A 17,608-nucleotide genomic window follows, 5' to 3' on the forward strand; every position below is an offset into this window, starting at 1 on the left:
AGCACATAAAAGTGCGGTTGTTTTTCAGCACGTTTTTTAGATCAAGATCACACAAATTACAAAAAATCTGCGAATCCCTTGTTTTTGTTTCAAGGCTTCTTTAAGTTATTAGTCCCGTTAAGAAATTGTTAATAGCAAAAGGAGTATTTGATGAATATTGTTTTTTTAGATCGCACAGGTATCCCTGCCACCCACAATATTCCCCGCCCAAGTTTCCCTCATCATTGGATTGAATATGACCGCACCTCGCCTGAAGAAACCTTTGAACGAGCCAAAGATGCGGACATTGTGATTACCAGTAAAGTCGTGTTTGACCGTGAATTATTAAGTCGTTTGCCGAAATTGAAACTCATCGCCATTACTGCCACCGGCACCAATAACATTGATTTGGATGCGGCGAAAGACTTAGGCATTGCGGTGAAAAATGTCACAGGCTATTCCAGTGTGACCGTGCCGGAGCATGTGTTAGGTATGATTTTCGCCTTAAAGCACAGCTTGGTGGGATATCACCGCGATCAAATTACCTCCGACCGTTGGGCGACTTGCGGGCAATTTTGTTACACCGATTACCCGATTACGGATGTGCGCGGCGCAACGTTGGGAGTCTTCGGTAAAGGTTGCTTAGGTACCGAAATCGGGCGTTTGGCACAATTATTGGGCATGAATGTCTTGTATGCGGAACATAAAGGCGCGAGCCAAATTCGTGAAGGTTATACAGATTTTGAAACTGTGCTAAAACAGGCGGATATCGTAACTTTACATTGCGCATTGACCGAGACCACCAAAAATTTAATCAATGCGAAAACCTTGGCATTAATGAAATCGACCGCTTATTTAATCAATACCGGCCGTGGGCCGTTAGTAGATGAGGCTGCATTGTTAGATGCACTAGAAAATGGAAAAATTGCCGGTGCGGCGTTAGATGTGTTAGTGAAAGAGCCACCGGAAAAAGACAATCCGTTAATTCAAGCGGCAAAACGCTTACCAAATTTATTAATTACACCTCACGTCGCTTGGGCAAGTGATTCGGCCGTTACCACGTTAGTCAATAAAGTGGCACAAAATATTGAAGATTTTGTGGCGTACGGTAAGTAATTTCCGCTTCCTGTGCTATCATGTGGCGCCTGAAAAAGGCGCCATTTTTTATGGTGAATTTCGTCTTTACATTGGAAAATTTAAAATGAAGAAGAATCTTATTACGACTGCAATGTTATTGAGTTTATCGGCTCTTGCTTTCGCTGATGAACAAACAAAAACCGAATTAGACCCCGTCACTGTTTATTCTGCTTACGCCACTCCCGTTAGCCAAAATCAAACCGCCTCATCTGTTACCGTTCTCACTGAAAAAGAGTTTGCCGAGCGTAACGCGACTTATGTGAGTGATGTGTTGAAAACTGTGCCAGGTGTAGCAATGGGAACCAGTGGTGGGCGCGGTGCAGTAACAAGCCTATTCCTACGTGGTGCGAATTCAAAACATACAGTGGTAATTATTGATGGCATTCGTGTTAATCCGGCAGATACTAACTTTGATTTTGGCGGTTTAGCATTAAGTAATATTGAACAAATTGAAGTATTGCGTGGCGAACAATCTGCACTTTGGGGCAGTGATGCTATGGGTGGCGTAGTTTATATCACCACCAAAAGCGGGCTATATAAAGACAAGCCGTTTAACGTCGATTTTGATTTAGGAGCAGGTTCTCATCGCACGCGTGATGGCTCTGTCACCCTTTCCGGTCAGCATCATGGCCTTTATTATGCGCTTCATGGTGATAGCCATCGTACACGAGGAATTTCTGCGCGTAGCGAACGCGTATTCAATTATACGAGTCTATCCGGTGCTAAAAGCACAAATATACCTGCAAGTGAAAAAGACGGTTTCCACCGTGATAACACATCCATTCGCTTAGGTTTTGATGATGGTCAAAAAGGCGTTGATTTTCTTGCCTCATATTCATCTCAAACCGTTCACTTTGATAACAGTGCTGAAAATGAACGTGCATTTGATGACCATACCCGTACACGCGAAACCCGTTATAAATTAAGTAGCTATTTCGGTAATGCAGAGGATTTATTCGTGCATAAGGTTGCAGTAAGTCACGTTAAAACGGATGCTGATACGGCACAATATAACAGTTGGACTTCTGCTGTTGGTAAAACAGAATACGACAGTAAAAAACTGAGTACGAACTATCAACTTGATATTAACTTCGACCGTGAAGGCGAGGTAAAACAAGCCGTCAGTTTATTAGCTGATTATCAAAATACGAAATATGTCGCTTCTGCTTACAATTTTGCCGAGAAAAAATTGACAGAGAAAAGTGTTGCCGCAGAGTACCGTTTATTTACTGAAGCCGACCATAGTCTTTCTGTCAGCGGTCGTTATACTGACAATAGCTTATTTGAAAATGCTTTCACCGCGCGTCTTGCCGGTGCTTATCGTTTCTCTCCAAAAGTTAAAGCGCACGCAAGTTTGGGTAAAGCTATTCATAATCCGACCATGTCTGAATATTACGGTTGGGGTGGTACTTGGTTAACTAACCCGAACTTAAAAGCAGAAAAAAGCTTAGGTGGTGAATTTGGTGTCTTACTTGAAACCGATGATAAGCGTCATAGCTTGGATACGACCTATTTTGCCCGTAATGTAGATAACTTTTTAAGTGACGAAAATTCTCTTACCGGCAATTACATGAATCCAACAAATCGTGCTGTAAACCGTGATGGTAAAACCAAAATTAAAGGCGTAGAGATTGTGTATAACGGAAAATTCACTGATGGCCTTTCAGGTTATGCAAACTACACTTACACCTATATTAAATCTGAAAATGATCAATATGGTTTAAATTATGTTCGTCGTCCGAAACACACAGGAAACCTTGGTTTAGCTTATCAAATCACGGAAAAATTAGGTTCTGACGTGAATGTTTCTTATGTGGGTAAACGTCTTGATTCCGGCGATTTCAAAATGCCTTCGTACACCTTGGCGAATCTCGGCGTGAACTACCAACTTACTTCAAACCTCAACATCTATGCAAACTTAAACAACGTATTCAATAAAAAATACGAAAACGTCCTTGGCTATGGTCAAGACGGACGTCATGTTTATGTTGGCTTGAGAGGATCGTTCTAATCGTAAGGCGGGCTTTGGTCCGCCGAATTTTTTAATCATGGCGGGCTGAAAACCCGCCTTCGTTATATGAAAAAAACACCCGTAATTTTAACCGCACTTTTTCTTTCCTTTTCTGCGCACGCCGAGCAATTTGTCTCGCTCACCTTGTGCAGCGACCGCTTGCTTGCGGAAATTGCTCGTCCGGAACAAATCGCGGCGATGTCGCCTTATTCTCAACATCCGCGCATGATGTTGGATAAAATTAATCGGGACAAACCCACTCTTGAGCCGCAACTTACCGCGTTATTACCTTATTTGGATAAAACGCTGTTGATTAATGAAACCTTTTATCCGCAATTGGTCGCCGATTTAAAACGCCTTGGCGTAAAAATTGTGCCGATTAATGACAGCCTGCAAACACCCGAAGAATTGTTTGAACTGATGTTACAACTGGGCAAACTCACCGATAATGAGGCTCATGCGGAGCGATTGGTGGAAAAATTAAAATCACAGCACACTAAACTGAACCTGTCGCATACCGATACGCTAATGTTATCGGAAACCGGCGTAGTGGAACCTATTTCCCCGCAATATAACGTGCTGTTAGCGTTACTTGGTTTAACGCCGCTGAAAAACACGCTCACGCCACAAAATTTCTCACTCGAAAAAATGCTGCTTGCACAGCCCAATTGGCTAATAGAAATCAGTGATCAACAAAGTTATAACGAACAGGCGGAATTGCTCACGCATCCGTTGGTGAAAAAACACTTTGAAAATCGACCGCACTTTCGCATTCCGATGAAATATACTTATTGCTTTGATCATGGTGTGTGGCAAGGGGCGGAGAGGATTTATAATCAAAGTATTCACAGTCAGAAACTTATGAAAAAATGATCGTAGGGACAGACTTTATGTCTGTCCGATGGCATAACAAATATTGATAGAACAGAGATAAGTTTATTTCTACAAAAGAAAGAGAAAATAAAAGGTCAACATGATTCAGTCATCTTATCGCCGCCGTGAACATTTACGATTACCATTTTTCGATTATTCTCAATACGGTTGTTATTTTGTTACGGTTTGCACTAAAAATCGTCAGTGTGTATTTGGCGAAATTATTGATGGTGTAATGCAATTAAATGTATTTGGTGAAATATTAAAAGAAATTTTATTAAGTCTAACGAAGTATTATCCGAATAGTATTCTTACGGATTTTGTCATTATGCCAAACCATTTACATTTTATTTGGTTTAATCAAGATAATGTGCAGTTATCAGAAATTGTCAAAAAATTTAAAGGAAATGTAACAAAGCAGTACCATAGTTTTATGATTTCTCAAAATAAAGCTTATGAACCTTTATGGCAACGTAGTTTTTATGAACATATTATTCGGGATGATAAAGATTATGAACGAATTGCTACATACATTGAAAATAATCCTTTGCAGTGGGAATTAGATCGATTTTATCACTCGTAGGAGTTTATCCCTGTCTGATATTACTAATAATATTTATAGGACAGACATAAAGTCTGTCCCTACGGAATAATAATGAAGAATCCAAAACGTCTAAACGCAATACTTTTTTCATTCTTGCTGCTGATAACAGGCATTGCTCTTTACCACCAACTCGGCGATTTCGCTCATCTCAAAAATGCCGACGGTGTACTGACCGATATGCGTTCGCTTGTGTTGTGGGATGTTCGTGTGCCGCGCATTGGTTTGGCGATTTTAACCGGCGCCGGCCTTGCGCTTGCGGGCAATGCCATGCAGGGAATTTTCCAAAATCCATTGGCAAGCCCGGGCTTGCTTGGCAGTAGCGCAGGAGCGACCGCGGCCGGCGTGTTTCTTTTGTATTATTTCGCGGTGCCGTTTACGGTATTGCTGTTCGGCGGCGTGGCAGGGGCGTTGGCGAGCTTTTTAATTGTTTATCTCATCGCCAAAAACTATGGCACAACCATGATGATTTTAAGCGGGCTGGCAGTGAATATGTTGTTGGGCTCGGCTATTGCCTTGTTGTTGTCCAATGCCGACAGCCCGTGGGCATTGGCAGAATTATACCGTTGGTTACAAGGTTCTCTGGTGTGGGCGAAGTTAGACACCTTATTGATCTCTTTGCCCATCGCGTTACTTGGCGTTGCCTGCCTTTATTATGAACGCCGTTATGTGGATTTACTCACTTTTGGTGAAGAAACCGCGGCTACCATGGGCGTTGATCCGAAACGTAGTTTTTTCATTACCACTTTTGGTGCGGCATTATTGGTCGGCGCCACGATTCCGCAAACCGGCGCTATCGGCTTCATCGGCTTAATTGCACCGCATATTGCGCGGATTTTGCTAAAAAAACGCCCGTCACAGCTTTATGTCACCAGCGCGTTAATTGGCGCATTGCTATTATTGGCAGCAGATTTAAGCGTGCAATATATTCCGCTTTTCTCTCATATCTACATTGGCACGCTCACCGCCATCATCGGCGCACCGTGTTTGATTTGGATTTTATTGACGGAACAACGGAGATTGGCAAGGTAACTTTATGATTAAAATCGAGAATCTCTCCCAAGCTTATGGTTTAACCAACGTCAGCTGTCAAATTCCACAAGGCAAATTGGTCGGTATTATGGGAGCAAATGGCGCAGGCAAATCTACCTTGCTCAAAAGTATTGCAGGCATTCTGCCGATTTCAAGCGGTGACATTTGGCTTGGCGAACACAAATTAAGCGCCATGACCGCCACGCAAAAAAGCCAACAGTTGGCTTACCTTGCGCAAAGCACCGAGATTCATTGGGATCTCTCCGTGCATGACGTTATCGCGCTGGGGTTGTCACAGACATTGGCCTATGCCAAAGAACAGGAAAAAGTACGGTCGATTTCTGAAACGTTTTCTGTTACTCATTTATTAGATAAACCTTTCCAACAACTTTCCGGCGGCGAAAAAGCCCGCGTGCAGCTTGCCCGTTGTTGCATTAAAGAGGCGCCCCTATTGCTTGCCGATGAACCCATTGCTTCACTCGATCCTTACTACCAAATCGACATCATGGAACAGATCAAATCTCTCACCCCAGCGCATACTTGCGTGGTGGCGATTCATCATCTTTCTTTGGCGTACAAATTCTGTGATGAAGTGATTTTGCTCAATAAAGGCAACGTGATTGCCTGTGGAGAAACTCAAACGGTGTTAAACGCGGAAAATCTCGCGAAAGCGTTAGGCGTGAGGGTAGAAGTTGATCCTGAGAAACAGGAAATTTTTGGAATAGAGAAGTTGGAAAAACCTATCCAAAGGTAGGGCACAAGAAGCCTCAAAAAAGATGAAATTTTTTACTCATACATCACTTTACTGAGTTATTCGCACCTTCAGATTTTGTCACCGCACTTTAGACAGTTGATTCTTATCCTGGCGCACGTTTTCCAATGTGTGCTCTAGAAATCAAATAAAGTGCGGTTCATTTTTCATGTGTTTTTGTTGAAATAAGGCACACGCTAGGAAGCGTGCACCATCAAGCAAACCAATCTATCCGCCCCGGCAATTCAACCAAGCCTTTCGTGTGCCTTGATAGTTTTTGTAATAAACGGAACTATGTTCACGCGCCACCAAATCAACAGTGCTTCCATGAATAGGGTTGTAGGATTGATAAAGCACTTCAAAACGGCTACCGCGCGCATTTAATGCTCTATTCGCAAGATGATCAAACGGTATCGCATTGCCGCCATCCAGTTGGAAATAAAAACCGAAATTATCTTTCATTCGACTCTCTACTGAGAGGGGAAAGTAGGTTGCCAAATAAGAGGTTGACCCCGTTTCAGAGTTTTTACAACGATAATGGTATCGCTTGTAATTAAGGGCATTATTTAATTCCGCTTGGCTAATATTATTCTTTAAAAATCTAGTTTTAAGCGTTTTTTTTGGGGGAGACGTTGTTGTACATGCAAATAAACTCACCAACGCCGTGGTGAATAGCATCATTTTAAGTTTGTTCATGGTATCAATTCCGAGAGAAGTGTGACTTAAAGGTAGTCACAAGTACGAGAGTTCAATTGTTGAGACTACCGGTTTTCGGAATGGTTCTTAGAAAGTTTTGCAATGAGGTTCTGATGTGTTTTTTGGAGATAAATTGGAAATCAATCACCAAAATTAATTGGAATCATGGCGCTATTCTGCCGGCGCGCGTTTCCTAACGCGTGCCCTAGAAAGTAAATAAAGTGCGGTCAGTTTTTCAGGTGTTTTTTAGTGAAATTAGGCACACGCTGGGAAGCGCGCGCCATCAAATGAATATTAAAAAAAGTGGATGTTAATTACCCAATTTTATCTCTTAAAGCATATAGATAAATAGGAAGCCATATTGGTGCGGTAATGATTATTAGACCCTCTTTGGCAGCATCTTTGATGAACTTTTTTGTGTTATCCCAGTTTTCTAACCAAATGTCTGTATCAGTTTTTGGACGAAAATTAGAAACCGTTGATTTAATTGGCATCGGGAGCGAGTTGTTTTTCAAAATTTTATCGCGGTCACTCAGTTTTACTATATGTCCATTAATCGTATGTCGGTCAATATAAAATGAAATGCTAGTCCTAGGCTTATTTTCTTCACATTCAGAAGGTTCTTTATGGAAAAAATCTTCTGCAAAGCAGCTACCATCGCCATAAAAGATCCGCCAGCGTTGATCTAATCCATTCACACTATGACGAAGCGTATTAAGATGTTGAATTGGTACCTCAAGATTATATTCTAATTGAACGATGTTATTGCTACGGTCTGCAAAAAATCTAATAGAGAGATCATGTGTTTCGTTATTATTTTTTAAAATTGAAGTCATGTATTCAGGTTGCAACAAAGGTTGTAGGTAACGTGCTTCAACATCTGAAAATTCATAGTCTTCGTTATCGCTGAGTAGATAAATTTTATTATCCGGCGCTTTAACGATATCTCGAATTAATATTTCTTCGTAATCCAAATAGAACATATTGGAATGGGTAAAAAAGTCATCTGTATTCTGATCAGTAGGGAGAGTATTAGTATTAAAGAAAACTAATAAAAATAGGCAAGCACAAAATATTATAATTTTTTTCATAGAGTTCCTTACAAGTCGTTAAATTTAAAAAGAATTTTACTTAATCAAAAATTATTTTGCTATTTATTTTTAGGACATACTTTTTTCAATGTTAGAGTTAGAGATTAAAAAGTGCGGGAGAGAATTATTCACTAAACTTATATGTTGGTGCGCGTTTCCTAACGCGTGCCTTGGAAATTAAATTAAAGTGCGGTTGATTTTTGAAGTGTTTTTTAGTGAAATTAGGCACATGCTGTGAAGCGTGCGCCATCAGGGGGGATTGATGGGATTGAAGTGATTTATGTGGTGGATTGGTTGCTACAATAAATCTAAAAACGTTGAAAATTTTCACCGCACTTTTAGTGATTAATGTTTATGCTGGCGCGCGTTTTCTAACGCGTGCCTTGGAAATTAAATAAAGTGCGGTTGATTTTTGAAATGTTTCTATTGGAATTAGGCACACGTTGGGAAGCGTGCGCTATCGTGAGGGAAAAATAACAATGTTAAATAAGATAAGGTTTAAATCAGGAATCAATCCGTCATCAACTGTTGGATTAGAATTGAACTTAAGTCCAGTTACCGTTTTTATTGGACCAAATAACAGTGGAAAATCACAGGCTTTAATCGAGATAGAAAGATGGGTTACTGAAGGAATAAAAGAATTTTCTAAAATTCTAGAATTTATAGAATTTAAATGTTTTGGTGAGCAGGAAGTGATTTGTGAACTATTAAATAGAATTAAGTTACCAGACTCTATTGAGAATAGAAAGCATAGTGAAGAATATGAATATATAGGGAAGTATCAAAATAATAGGCAAATATATATTCCTAGCCTAATTAAGCATGCCTCTAATCCTAATGAGATTACAGATGGATATTCAGATCTATTTTATATGCTTTCTTGTTACACATTAAGGTTGGATGGTTATAATCGATTATCTTTAATTAATCCTCAGCAGTGTGGTGATTTGCTCGAAAAACCAATAAATAATTTTTCAAAATTATTTATTGATGAGGAATTAATGAATAAAGTAAGAACCGTAGTCTTTGACTCATTTAAGAAATATTTAGTACTTGATCCAACTCATTCAGGGTATTTGAGATTAAGATTATCTTCCGTAGAACCTGCAAATAATATTGAAAAGAGCTTAACAAGTGAAGCAAGAGAATTTCATAAGAATGCCACAATTATTGAAGATGCAAGTGATGGGGTAAAGGCTTTCATTGGAATAATAATATCATTGATTGCTGATGAATCTAAACTGATTTTAATTGATGAACCAGAAGCGTTCTTACATCCTACACTATCCTATAAATTAGGGAAAGAAATAACTTCTTTTGTAAATGATAAACAAAGATTATTTATTTCTACACATAGTGCTAATTTTTTAATGGGATGCGTACAAAATAATATTGGATTAAACATAGTTAGGTTAACTTATGATGTACAAGGTTCAACGGCTAGAGTATTAACACAAGATAAATTAAAGCCATTAATGCAAAACCCCTTATTACGTTCGATTGGTGTTTTTAATGCTCTTTTTTATAATGCTGTTGTGGTTACTGAAGCTGATGCTGATAGAGCTTTTTATCAAGAAATAAATGAACGTCTACTAAAAGATAAGGATCCAAGAGGTATTGAAGGATGTTTGTTTCTAAATGCTCAAAATAAACAAACGGTTTGGGATATTGTTAAACCATTAAGAGAGTTAGGTATTCCTACTGTTGGGATTGTTGATATTGACGTAATTAAAGAAGGTGGAGATGTTTGGAATAAAGTGCTAAATGGAATATATTTGCCAGAACTCAGCCATGATTCTTATAGAACTAATAGAAGTAAATTAAAACAAGCTTTTGATAAAATTTTAGGAAAAGACATGAAACGTGATGGTGGAGTAAATTTACTAAATGGTTCTGAAAAAGACTTTTGTTTAGATTTTTTTAAAAATTTATCTGAGTATGGGTGTTTAGTTGTTCCTGTTGGTGAAATTGAAAAATGGTTAGAAAGTCTTGATATTGACCGTGGAAAGTCATCTTGGCTAAGGAGTATATTTGAGAAAATGGGAGATAATCCTGATTTAGATGAATATGTTAGACCTGCTAATGGAGATGTATGGGATTTTATAGGGGAAGCATCTAAATGGATTAATGCCCCAAACAAAAAAGGTATCCCTGAATAAACTCTCTGATGATAAAAATACCACCTAGTTAGAGGTGGTATTTTTTATTATAGCCAGCCAAAGTCTGGCTATAAAAACTATACGCTATGCGTATGGAGCCAAATAGCTTAAGCGGTGAACAGAAAAAATCCTCGCTATATAATGAACGAGGCTGATAACCGAAATTCAACATATAGGAGGATTATAGTCCTATTTCATCACCACACCCAACCATTTCAACATCTCTCTCTCATCCCAACCTTTGCGTTTGGCATAATCTTGAGCTTGGTCTTCATCGATGCGACCTAAAGTGAAATAGTTGCTTGCAGGGTGGGTGAAGTACCAACCGCAGACGGAGGCCGCCGGCCACATGGCGTAGCTTTCGGTGAGTTTCATGCCGATGCGTTGTTCTACTCCTAATAAATCCCAAATCAAGGCTTTTTCGGTATGTTCCGGGCAGCTTGGATAACCCGGTGCAGGGCGGATGCCAACATAGTTTTCATTGATTAAACCTTGGTTGTCGAATTCTTCTTGCGTGTAACCCCAAATACGGGTGCGGAGCTCAAAGTGCAAGTATTCCGCCATCGCTTCAGCGAGGCGATCGCCCACAGCTTGTAGCAAGATGGCGTTGTAGTCATCGCCGGCAGCTTTGTAGCCTTCCACTAGCTCCATTTCTTTAATGCCGGCACACACGGCGAACATCCCCATCCAGTCTTTTTTTCCGCTTTCGCGATCGGCGATAAAATCGCTTAAGGCAAAGTTAAATTGGCTTTTGCTGTTTTTGCCGCGTTCCGTTTGTTGGCGTAAACCGTAAGCGGTACCAATGGCTTGAGTGCGTTCTTCGTCAGCGAAAAGCACCACATCATCATCCACGCGTTCCGCAGGGAAAATACCTAAAATACCGCTTGGGTTGAGTTTGTGGTTTTGTTCGAAAGCATCTAACATCGCTTGCGCATCATTCCACACGCGGTGGGCTTCTTGTCCGCTTTCCGGATGATCAAAGGCATCCGGATAACCGCCCATCAAGCCCCATACACGGAAGAATGGCGACCAGTCGATAAATTTGCGCAGCTCGGCAATCGGTACGTTTTTAAATTCCACAATGCCGGTTTGTTTTGGCGTTGGTGGCACATAATCCGCCCATTCACCGCTAAAGCCGTCAAAACGGTTGGTGCGCGCTTCTTCAATGCTCAGTTGTTTACGCAACGGTTTGCGGTTGGCAAAAGATTGTTGGATTTTTTCGTAATCCTTCTTGAATTGTTCCCACAATGCAGCACGGCCTTCCGGATTCATCAATGTGGCACACACCGTTACCGCACGGGAGGCGTTTGAGGTATAAAATACGCCGTGTTGTTTGTATTTTGGATAAAGTTTAATGGCGGTATGTTCTTTAGAGGTGGTCGCACCACCAATCATCACAGGCAGATTTAAGCCTAAGCGAGTCATTTCCCCCAAGAAGTATTCCATCTCATCTAAAGAAGGGGTAATTAAACCACTTAACGCGATGATGTCCGCTTTTTCATCAATGGCAGTTTGAATGATTTTGTCTGCCGGCACCATGACGCCCAAGTCAATCACTTCAAAGTTATTGCATTGCATCACCACGCTTACGATGTTTTTACCGATATCGTGCACATCGCCTTTCACGGTGGCGATCACCACTTTGCCGTTGCTGGAGCCTTTTTGTTTGGTGACGTTGATAAACGGCTCTAAATACGCCACGGATTGTTTCATCACGCGTGCGGATTTCACCACTTGCGGGAGGAACATTTTACCGTTGCCGAACAAATCGCCCACCACATCCATGCCTGCCATGAGCGGGCCTTCGATTACTTCTAACGGTGTAGGCAATTTTTGGCGGGCTTCTTCGGTGTCTTCAATGATGTGCGTAGTAATGCCTTTCACAAGGGCGTGTTTTAAGCGTTCTTCCACCGGCCAAGTGCGCCATTCGGCGACAGAATCCACCACACTTTCATCGTTGCCTTGGTTGCGATATTTTTCCGCAATATCCAATAAACGCTCTGTGCCATCCGGTGTGCGGTTTAAGACGGCGTCTTCAATCACATTGCGTAATTCAGGATCAAGATCGTCGTAAATCGCCAGCTGTCCTGCGTTCACAATTCCCATGTCCATGCCTTGTTTGATGGCGTAATAGAGGAAGACCGCATGAATGGCTTCACGCATAATGTTGTTGCCGCGGAAGGAGAAGGACACGTTTGACACCCCGCCCGAGATTTTCGCGTGCGGTAACGAGCGTTTAATGCGACCTGTGGCGTTAATGAAATCCACGCCGTAGTTGTTGTGTTCTTCAATCCCAGTGCCGATGGCGAAAATATTCGGGTCGAAAATAATGTCTTCCGGCGGGAAACCTACTTGGTTGACTAAGATGTTATAGGCACGGGTACAGATTTCCACTTTGCGATCTTCGGTATCCGCTTGTCCGACTTCATCGAATGCCATTACCACCATAGCAGCACCGTATTTACGCACCAGTTTGGCGTGTTCGATAAAGAGCTCTTCGCCTTCTTTCAAAGAGATGGAGTTCACAATCGGTTTGCCTTGCACCGATTGCAAGCCCGCCTCAATCACTTCCCATTTGGAGGAGTCGATCATCACTGGCACTTTGGCTGCATCGGGTTCGGTCGCCATAATGTTGAGAAAACGGGTCATACATTTTTTGCCGTCGAGCAATGCTTCGTCCATGTTCACGTCGATGACTTGCGCGCCGTTTTCTACTTGGTCGATGGCAATTTCGATGGCTTCGGCAAATTTGTCTTCTTTAATTAAGCGTTTGAATTTTGCCGAGCCTGTCACGTTATTACGTTCGCCCACATTCACGAACAGGCTTTCATCATCAATGTTGAGCGGTTCTAAACCCGATAAACGCATGGCGGTTTTTATTTGTGGCAATTTGCGTGGCGGAATGTTTTTTACCGCTTCAGCAAAGGCTTTGATGTGTTCCGGTGTGGTGCCGCAACAGCCGCCGATAATGTTCACAAAGCCGCTTTCCGCCCATTCTTTCAGTTGCGCTGCCATGTCTTCTGCACCGAGATCATAGCCGCTGAAGGCATTTGGCAAGCCCGCGTTTGGGTGAACGGAAACATAGGTTTCACTGATTTTAGAGAGTTGTTCAACATACTGGCGTAATTCTTTTGGGCCTAACGCACAGTTCAAACCAAAAGTCAGCGGTTTCGCGTGGCGCAGAGAGTTGTAGAACGCTTCAGTAGTTTGTCCGGAAAGGGTACGACCAGAAGCATCGGTAATGGTGCCGGAAATCATAATCGGCAATTCCACACCTAATTCTTCAAATACGGTTTCAATGGCGAAAATGGCGGCTTTGGCATTTAGCGTGTCGAAAATGGTTTCGATCATAATTAAATCGGCACCGCCTTTGATTAAGCCGCGCGAGGCTTCAGAATAGGCATCCACCAATTCCATAAAGGTGACGTTACGGAAACCCGGATCGTTTACGTTTGGAGAAATGGACGCAGTGCGGTTAGTCGGGCCGAGAATACCCGCGACGAATCTTGGTTTTTTCGGCGTGCTGTATTTATCTGCCGCCAAACGAGCCAGTTTCGCGCCGGCAAAGTTGAGCTCGTAAGCAATAGATTGCAAGTCGTAATCCGCTTGCGCAATAGTGGTGGAGCTGAATGTATTGGTTTCAATAATGTCCGCGCCGGCTTCTAAGTATTTTTCGTGAATGGCGGAAATGAGTAACGGTTGGGTGAGGGTTAGCAAATCATTATTGCCACGTAAATCGATCGCACTTTTAGCAAAGCGTTCGCCCCTGAAATCAGTTTCGGTGAGTTTATATTTTTGAATCATCGTTCCCATAGCGCCGTCTAAAATGAGGATACGTTCGGCAAGGGATTTTTTAAGTAATTCGGTTGTGTTTTTCACTGTGGGTTTCCATTAATTATGTGTGATAAATAAATGCGGTGAATAGTAGGAATATGCGCCTGCGCTGTCAAATGTTATCTATATAAAGTGCGGTCATTTTTTACCGCGTTTTTCTGTTTCTGTGAGATAGGGGAGAATTCTTTGTCGATTTTCTGCTTTTTATCTCGGGCTATGCTAAACTAGCCCGCAATTTTTTCCCTAATTTTAATTAGTTTTAATCAGTTATGATGTTATCTACCCCTCTTTTTATTGCGTTGCGCTATTGGCGGGCAAAAAGTGCCGATCGTTTTGGGCGATTGGTCACCAATTTGGCCAGCTTCGGTATTGTACTTGGCGTCATGGCGTTAATTATTGTGCTTTCCGTGATGAATGGTTTGGAAGGCCATCAAAAACAGCAGGTGCTTTCTTCATTGCCACACGCCATTGTTAGCCCGGCAAACAAAGTGAATATTGATGAAACCATGCCACTCATGCCGAATTTTGTGCATAAAGCCGTGCCGATTAACATGACCAACGTGATCTTTCAAACGGCCTCCGGCGTGAGCGCAGGGCAGGTGATTGGGGTGCGTGAGTTTGATGATGACCCGATGTTAGGTGGTTTGCCTACGCAAGACTTTAATAATGTCTTACCTGCGGGCGGGTTTAATATCATTATTGGGGATCAATTGGCACAAAAATTAAACATTTACGTAGGTGATAAAGTGCGTTTGATGATTACCGAAAACAGCCAATATACGCCTTTTGGTCGCGTGCCGTTACAGCGTTTGTTCACCGTGAGCGAAATCTATTTTGACACCGGCGAGGCCTCGGGCTATGAGGCGTTTGCCAATTTAACGGATATTGGTCGTTTGATGCGAATTCAGCCGGGCGAAGCGCAAGGTTATCGTTTATTTTTAACGGATCCGTTTTTGATTACCGAATTACCGACAGCCTTTCCTGAACCCTACCAAATCACCGACTGGCGCGCTCAAAAAGGTGAGTTTTTCCAAGCGGTACGGATGGAAAAAAACATGATGGGCTTATTGGTGAGCTTAATTATTGTGGTGGCGATTTCCAATATCATTACATCCTTAAGTTTAATGGTGGTGGATAAGCAGGGTGAAATTGCTATTTTGCAAACTCAAGGATTAACCAAAGGGCAGGTGCGCTCCATCTTTATCTATCAAGGCTTATTGGTAGGCATAATGGGCACATTAATCGGTTCGATCTTGGGCGTGGTGGTGACCTTAAATTTAGATAGTATTGTGAACTTATTAGGCTCACAAGCGATGTATTTACCGACAGCACTTGATCCGCTACAGCTTATCGTGATTGTTGCCTTTTCAATTCTATTGTCTTTGTTGTCGACGATTTATCCGGCCTATCGAGCAGCGAAAGTAGAACCTGCGGAAGCCTTACGCTATGAATAAAAGAGATGAAAAAATGAGTACAGCATTATTATCCAGTCAAAATATCAGTAAATTTTATCAGGAAGGCAACCAGCAAACGGAAGTGTTAAAACAGGTGTCTTTTTCCATGCAACCGGGAGAGTTGGTTGCCATCGTGGGAAGTTCGGGATCCGGTAAAAGCACGTTGTTGCACACCTTGGGCGGTTTGGATCAACCGAATAGCGGTGAAGTGTTTATCAACGGACAATCTTTGCAAAAAATGACGCCGAATGCGTTGGCGAAGTTGCGTAATCAGTATTTAGGTTTTGTGTATCAATTTCATCATTTGATGGCAGATTTCACCGCACTTGAGAACGTGATGATGCCGATGTTAATTGGTCGGCAAAATAAAGGCGAGGCGCAATCCCGTGCAGAACAAATGCTAAGTGCGGTCGGTTTACAACATAGAATTTCACATCGACCGTCCGCGTTGTCGGGCGGTGAGCGTCAACGGGTGGCAATTGCCCGAGCGTTGGTGAATAACCCCGCGTTGGTGTTGGCTGATGAGCCTACAGGGAATTTGGATCACAAAACCACAGAAAGCATTTTTGAACTGATACAACAGCTCAACCAAGAAAAACAGATCGCCTTTTTATTGGTGACCCATGACTTAAGCTTGGCGGAAAAACTTAACCGTCGCTTAATCATGCAAGACGGCGTATTGCGCGAGGAAAATGCCTGATGAATACGCCATTTTTTATTAGCTGGCGTTACCAACGGAGTAAGCATAAGAACCGTTTGGTGTCGCTGATTTCTTTCTTTTCCAGTCTTGGCATTGCCCTTGGTGTGGCGGTGTTGATTGTGGGCCTAAGTGCCATGAACGGTTTTGAACGTGAACTCAATCAACGAATTTTAGCCGTGGTGCCACACGCGGAAATTACCAGCGCACCGGGACAACATGAAACATCTATTCGTCATTGGCAAAATTTGCAGACGAAATTAAAACAGAATCCGCAAATTAACGGCATTTCACCTTTTGTAAGTTTTACCGCGTTGGTGGAAAACGGCGCGAAATTAAAAGTGGTGCAAATTAAAGGGGTGGAAAGCCGGTTGCAAGACTCGGTCAGTACGTTAGGGCGTTTTGTGTTAAACGATGGTTGGCAGCATTTTGCCAAGCAAGGTGGCTTGATCTTGGGCTATGGCATTGCGCGGGATTTGGGCGTGCAAGAAGGGGATTGGGTTTCTTTACTGATTTCTCAGCAAAAAGGCTCGGAAAATTTATCCCAGCCTTTACGCGAACGGGTGCAAGTGACCGGTATTTTACGTTTGGATGGCCAGCTTGATCACAGTTATGCCTTAATGCCGTTGGCACAGGCTCAACAATTAATGGAATATCAACCGGATGAAGTGAGCGGGGTAGAGTTAAAAACCACGGATCCATTTAGCGTACAAACCATGAATTACTCCATGTTACAGGATTATCCGCAAACCTTGTATTTACAAACATGGATTAGTAAATTTGGCTATATGTATCGCGATATTCAGCTGATCCGCACGGTGATGTATATCGCCATGGTGTTGGTGATCGGAGTGGCTTGCTTTAATATTGTGTCCACGCTCATTATGGCGGTGAAAGATAAAGCCGGCGATATTGCCATTATGCGTACTCTTGGCGCCAACAATCAGTTCATTAAACGGATTTTTATTTGGTACGGCCTACAGGCAGGCATGAAAGGCAGTCTGATTGGCATTGTATTGGGGATTATGTTGGCGTTAAATCTCACCCAATTAATTCAGTGGCTTGAAATGGCGCTGGGGCGGAAGTTACTATCCGATGGTATTTACTTCGTAGATTTTCTTCCGACAGAATTGCACTGGCAAGATGTGTTGTTGGTATTGCTTGCCGCTTTGGTGTTGAGTTTATTCGCCAGCCTTTATCCGGCAAATCGTGCGGCAAAATTACAACCGGCGCAAGTATTGAGTAGTCATTAATAAAATTGCAAATAAACTAGTTTACTAGTACAAATTATAG

Annotated in this window: 13 protein-coding genes; 10 read left to right on the forward strand and 3 right to left on the reverse strand. The window is 42.1% G+C overall.

Features of this window, described 5'->3' with window-relative positions:
- Nucleotides 1–150 precede the first annotated feature (150 nt).
- The 6 genes from EL144_RS07310 (at nucleotide 151) to EL144_RS07335 (ending at nucleotide 6,387) form a co-directional block, all read left to right on the forward strand.
- Entirely contained in the window at nucleotides 151–1,095 is a 945-nt protein-coding gene (locus tag EL144_RS07310) for a 2-hydroxyacid dehydrogenase (RefSeq protein ID WP_005703038.1), read from the forward strand.
- An 85-nt stretch (nucleotides 1,096–1,180) separates the two neighbouring features.
- Nucleotides 1,181–3,127: a TonB-dependent receptor plug domain-containing protein gene (locus EL144_RS07315; RefSeq protein ID WP_032994875.1), complete on the forward strand. Its 1,947-nt coding sequence runs from the start codon at nucleotides 1,181–1,183 to the stop codon at nucleotides 3,125–3,127.
- A 66-nt stretch (nucleotides 3,128–3,193) separates the two neighbouring features.
- Entirely contained in the window at nucleotides 3,194–4,000 is an 807-nt protein-coding gene (locus EL144_RS07320) for a substrate-binding domain-containing protein (protein ID WP_005703040.1), read from the forward strand.
- Between the two features lie 100 nt (nucleotides 4,001–4,100).
- Nucleotides 4,101–4,583 (forward strand): REP-associated tyrosine transposase, encoded by a 483-nt coding sequence (locus EL144_RS07325; protein ID WP_005703041.1) that lies wholly within the window; start codon nucleotides 4,101–4,103, stop codon nucleotides 4,581–4,583.
- Nucleotides 4,584–4,655: 72 nt separating this feature from the next.
- Entirely contained in the window at nucleotides 4,656–5,633 is a 978-nt protein-coding gene (locus EL144_RS07330; protein WP_005703043.1) for a FecCD family ABC transporter permease, read from the forward strand.
- Between the two features lie 4 nt (nucleotides 5,634–5,637).
- Nucleotides 5,638–6,387, forward strand: coding sequence for an ABC transporter ATP-binding protein (locus tag EL144_RS07335; RefSeq protein ID WP_005703044.1), 750 nt, complete (start codon nucleotides 5,638–5,640; stop codon nucleotides 6,385–6,387).
- 225 nt (nucleotides 6,388–6,612) lie between these two features.
- Here the strand turns inward: EL144_RS07335 and EL144_RS07340 are convergent, their stop codons facing one another.
- The gene (locus tag EL144_RS07340; RefSeq protein WP_065336491.1) at nucleotides 6,613–7,080 is read right to left on the reverse strand and encodes a hypothetical protein; all 468 of its coding nucleotides are present in this window, start codon (nucleotides 7,078–7,080) and stop codon (nucleotides 6,613–6,615) included.
- 314 nt (nucleotides 7,081–7,394) lie between these two features.
- A complete protein-coding gene (locus EL144_RS07345; protein ID WP_005703046.1) occupies nucleotides 7,395–8,171 on the reverse strand; it encodes a hypothetical protein in 777 nt (258 codons plus the stop codon).
- 479 nt (nucleotides 8,172–8,650) lie between these two features.
- Between EL144_RS07345 and EL144_RS07350 the strand changes: the two genes are divergently transcribed.
- On the forward strand, nucleotides 8,651–10,330 hold the full coding sequence (locus tag EL144_RS07350; protein ID WP_032994790.1) for an ATP-dependent nuclease: 1,680 nt from the start codon (nucleotides 8,651–8,653) through the stop codon (nucleotides 10,328–10,330).
- A gap of 189 nt (nucleotides 10,331–10,519) precedes the next feature.
- Here EL144_RS07350 and metH read toward each other — a convergent pair whose 3' ends face one another.
- Nucleotides 10,520–14,209 carry a methionine synthase gene (gene metH / locus EL144_RS07355; RefSeq protein WP_005703049.1) on the reverse strand — a complete coding sequence of 1,230 codons (3,690 nt, stop codon included), beginning with the start codon at nucleotides 14,207–14,209 and terminating at the stop codon, nucleotides 10,520–10,522.
- A gap of 224 nt (nucleotides 14,210–14,433) precedes the next feature.
- Here metH and EL144_RS07360 point away from each other — a divergent pair, with 224 nt between their 5' ends.
- Genes EL144_RS07360 through lolE form a run of 3 tightly spaced genes read left to right on the forward strand, consistent with a single transcriptional unit; the run spans nucleotide 14,434 to nucleotide 17,568 of the window.
- A complete protein-coding gene (locus EL144_RS07360; protein ID WP_032994793.1) occupies nucleotides 14,434–15,618 on the forward strand; it encodes a lipoprotein-releasing ABC transporter permease subunit in 1,185 nt (394 codons plus the stop codon).
- Between the two features lie 13 nt (nucleotides 15,619–15,631).
- Nucleotides 15,632–16,318 (forward strand): lipoprotein-releasing ABC transporter ATP-binding protein LolD, encoded by a 687-nt coding sequence (lolD, locus tag EL144_RS07365; protein WP_032994877.1) that lies wholly within the window; start codon nucleotides 15,632–15,634, stop codon nucleotides 16,316–16,318.
- Complete coding sequence (gene lolE / locus EL144_RS07370; RefSeq protein ID WP_005703053.1) at nucleotides 16,318–17,568, forward strand: lipoprotein-releasing ABC transporter permease subunit LolE; 1,251 nt, start codon at nucleotides 16,318–16,320, stop codon at nucleotides 17,566–17,568. The genes lolD and lolE overlap by 1 nt, the downstream gene beginning before the upstream one ends.
- The last annotated feature ends 40 nt before the right edge of the window (nucleotides 17,569–17,608 follow it).

Origin of the sequence: Aggregatibacter aphrophilus ATCC 33389, from assembly GCF_900636915.1 — a bacterium.
Taxonomy (GTDB): domain Bacteria; phylum Pseudomonadota; class Gammaproteobacteria; order Enterobacterales; family Pasteurellaceae; genus Aggregatibacter; species Aggregatibacter aphrophilus.

Coding starts and splice junctions, on each gene's coding strand:
- EL144_RS07310 (WP_005703038.1), top strand. CDS start 151: ATGAATATTGTTTTTTTAGATCGCACAGGTATCCCTGCCACCCACAAT.
- EL144_RS07315 (WP_032994875.1), top strand. CDS start 1,181: ATGAAGAAGAATCTTATTACGACTGCAATGTTATTGAGTTTATCGGCT.
- EL144_RS07320 (WP_005703040.1), top strand. CDS start 3,194: ATGAAAAAAACACCCGTAATTTTAACCGCACTTTTTCTTTCCTTTTCT.
- EL144_RS07325 (WP_005703041.1), top strand. CDS start 4,101: ATGATTCAGTCATCTTATCGCCGCCGTGAACATTTACGATTACCATTT.
- EL144_RS07330 (WP_005703043.1), top strand. CDS start 4,656: ATGAAGAATCCAAAACGTCTAAACGCAATACTTTTTTCATTCTTGCTG.
- EL144_RS07335 (WP_005703044.1), top strand. CDS start 5,638: ATGATTAAAATCGAGAATCTCTCCCAAGCTTATGGTTTAACCAACGTC.
- EL144_RS07340 (WP_065336491.1), bottom strand. CDS start 7,080: ATGAACAAACTTAAAATGATGCTATTCACCACGGCGTTGGTGAGTTTA.
- EL144_RS07345 (WP_005703046.1), bottom strand. CDS start 8,171: ATGAAAAAAATTATAATATTTTGTGCTTGCCTATTTTTATTAGTTTTC.
- EL144_RS07350 (WP_032994790.1), top strand. CDS start 8,651: ATGTTAAATAAGATAAGGTTTAAATCAGGAATCAATCCGTCATCAACT.
- EL144_RS07360 (WP_032994793.1), top strand. CDS start 14,434: ATGATGTTATCTACCCCTCTTTTTATTGCGTTGCGCTATTGGCGGGCA.
- lolD (WP_032994877.1), top strand. CDS start 15,632: ATGAGTACAGCATTATTATCCAGTCAAAATATCAGTAAATTTTATCAG.
- lolE (WP_005703053.1), top strand. CDS start 16,318: ATGAATACGCCATTTTTTATTAGCTGGCGTTACCAACGGAGTAAGCAT.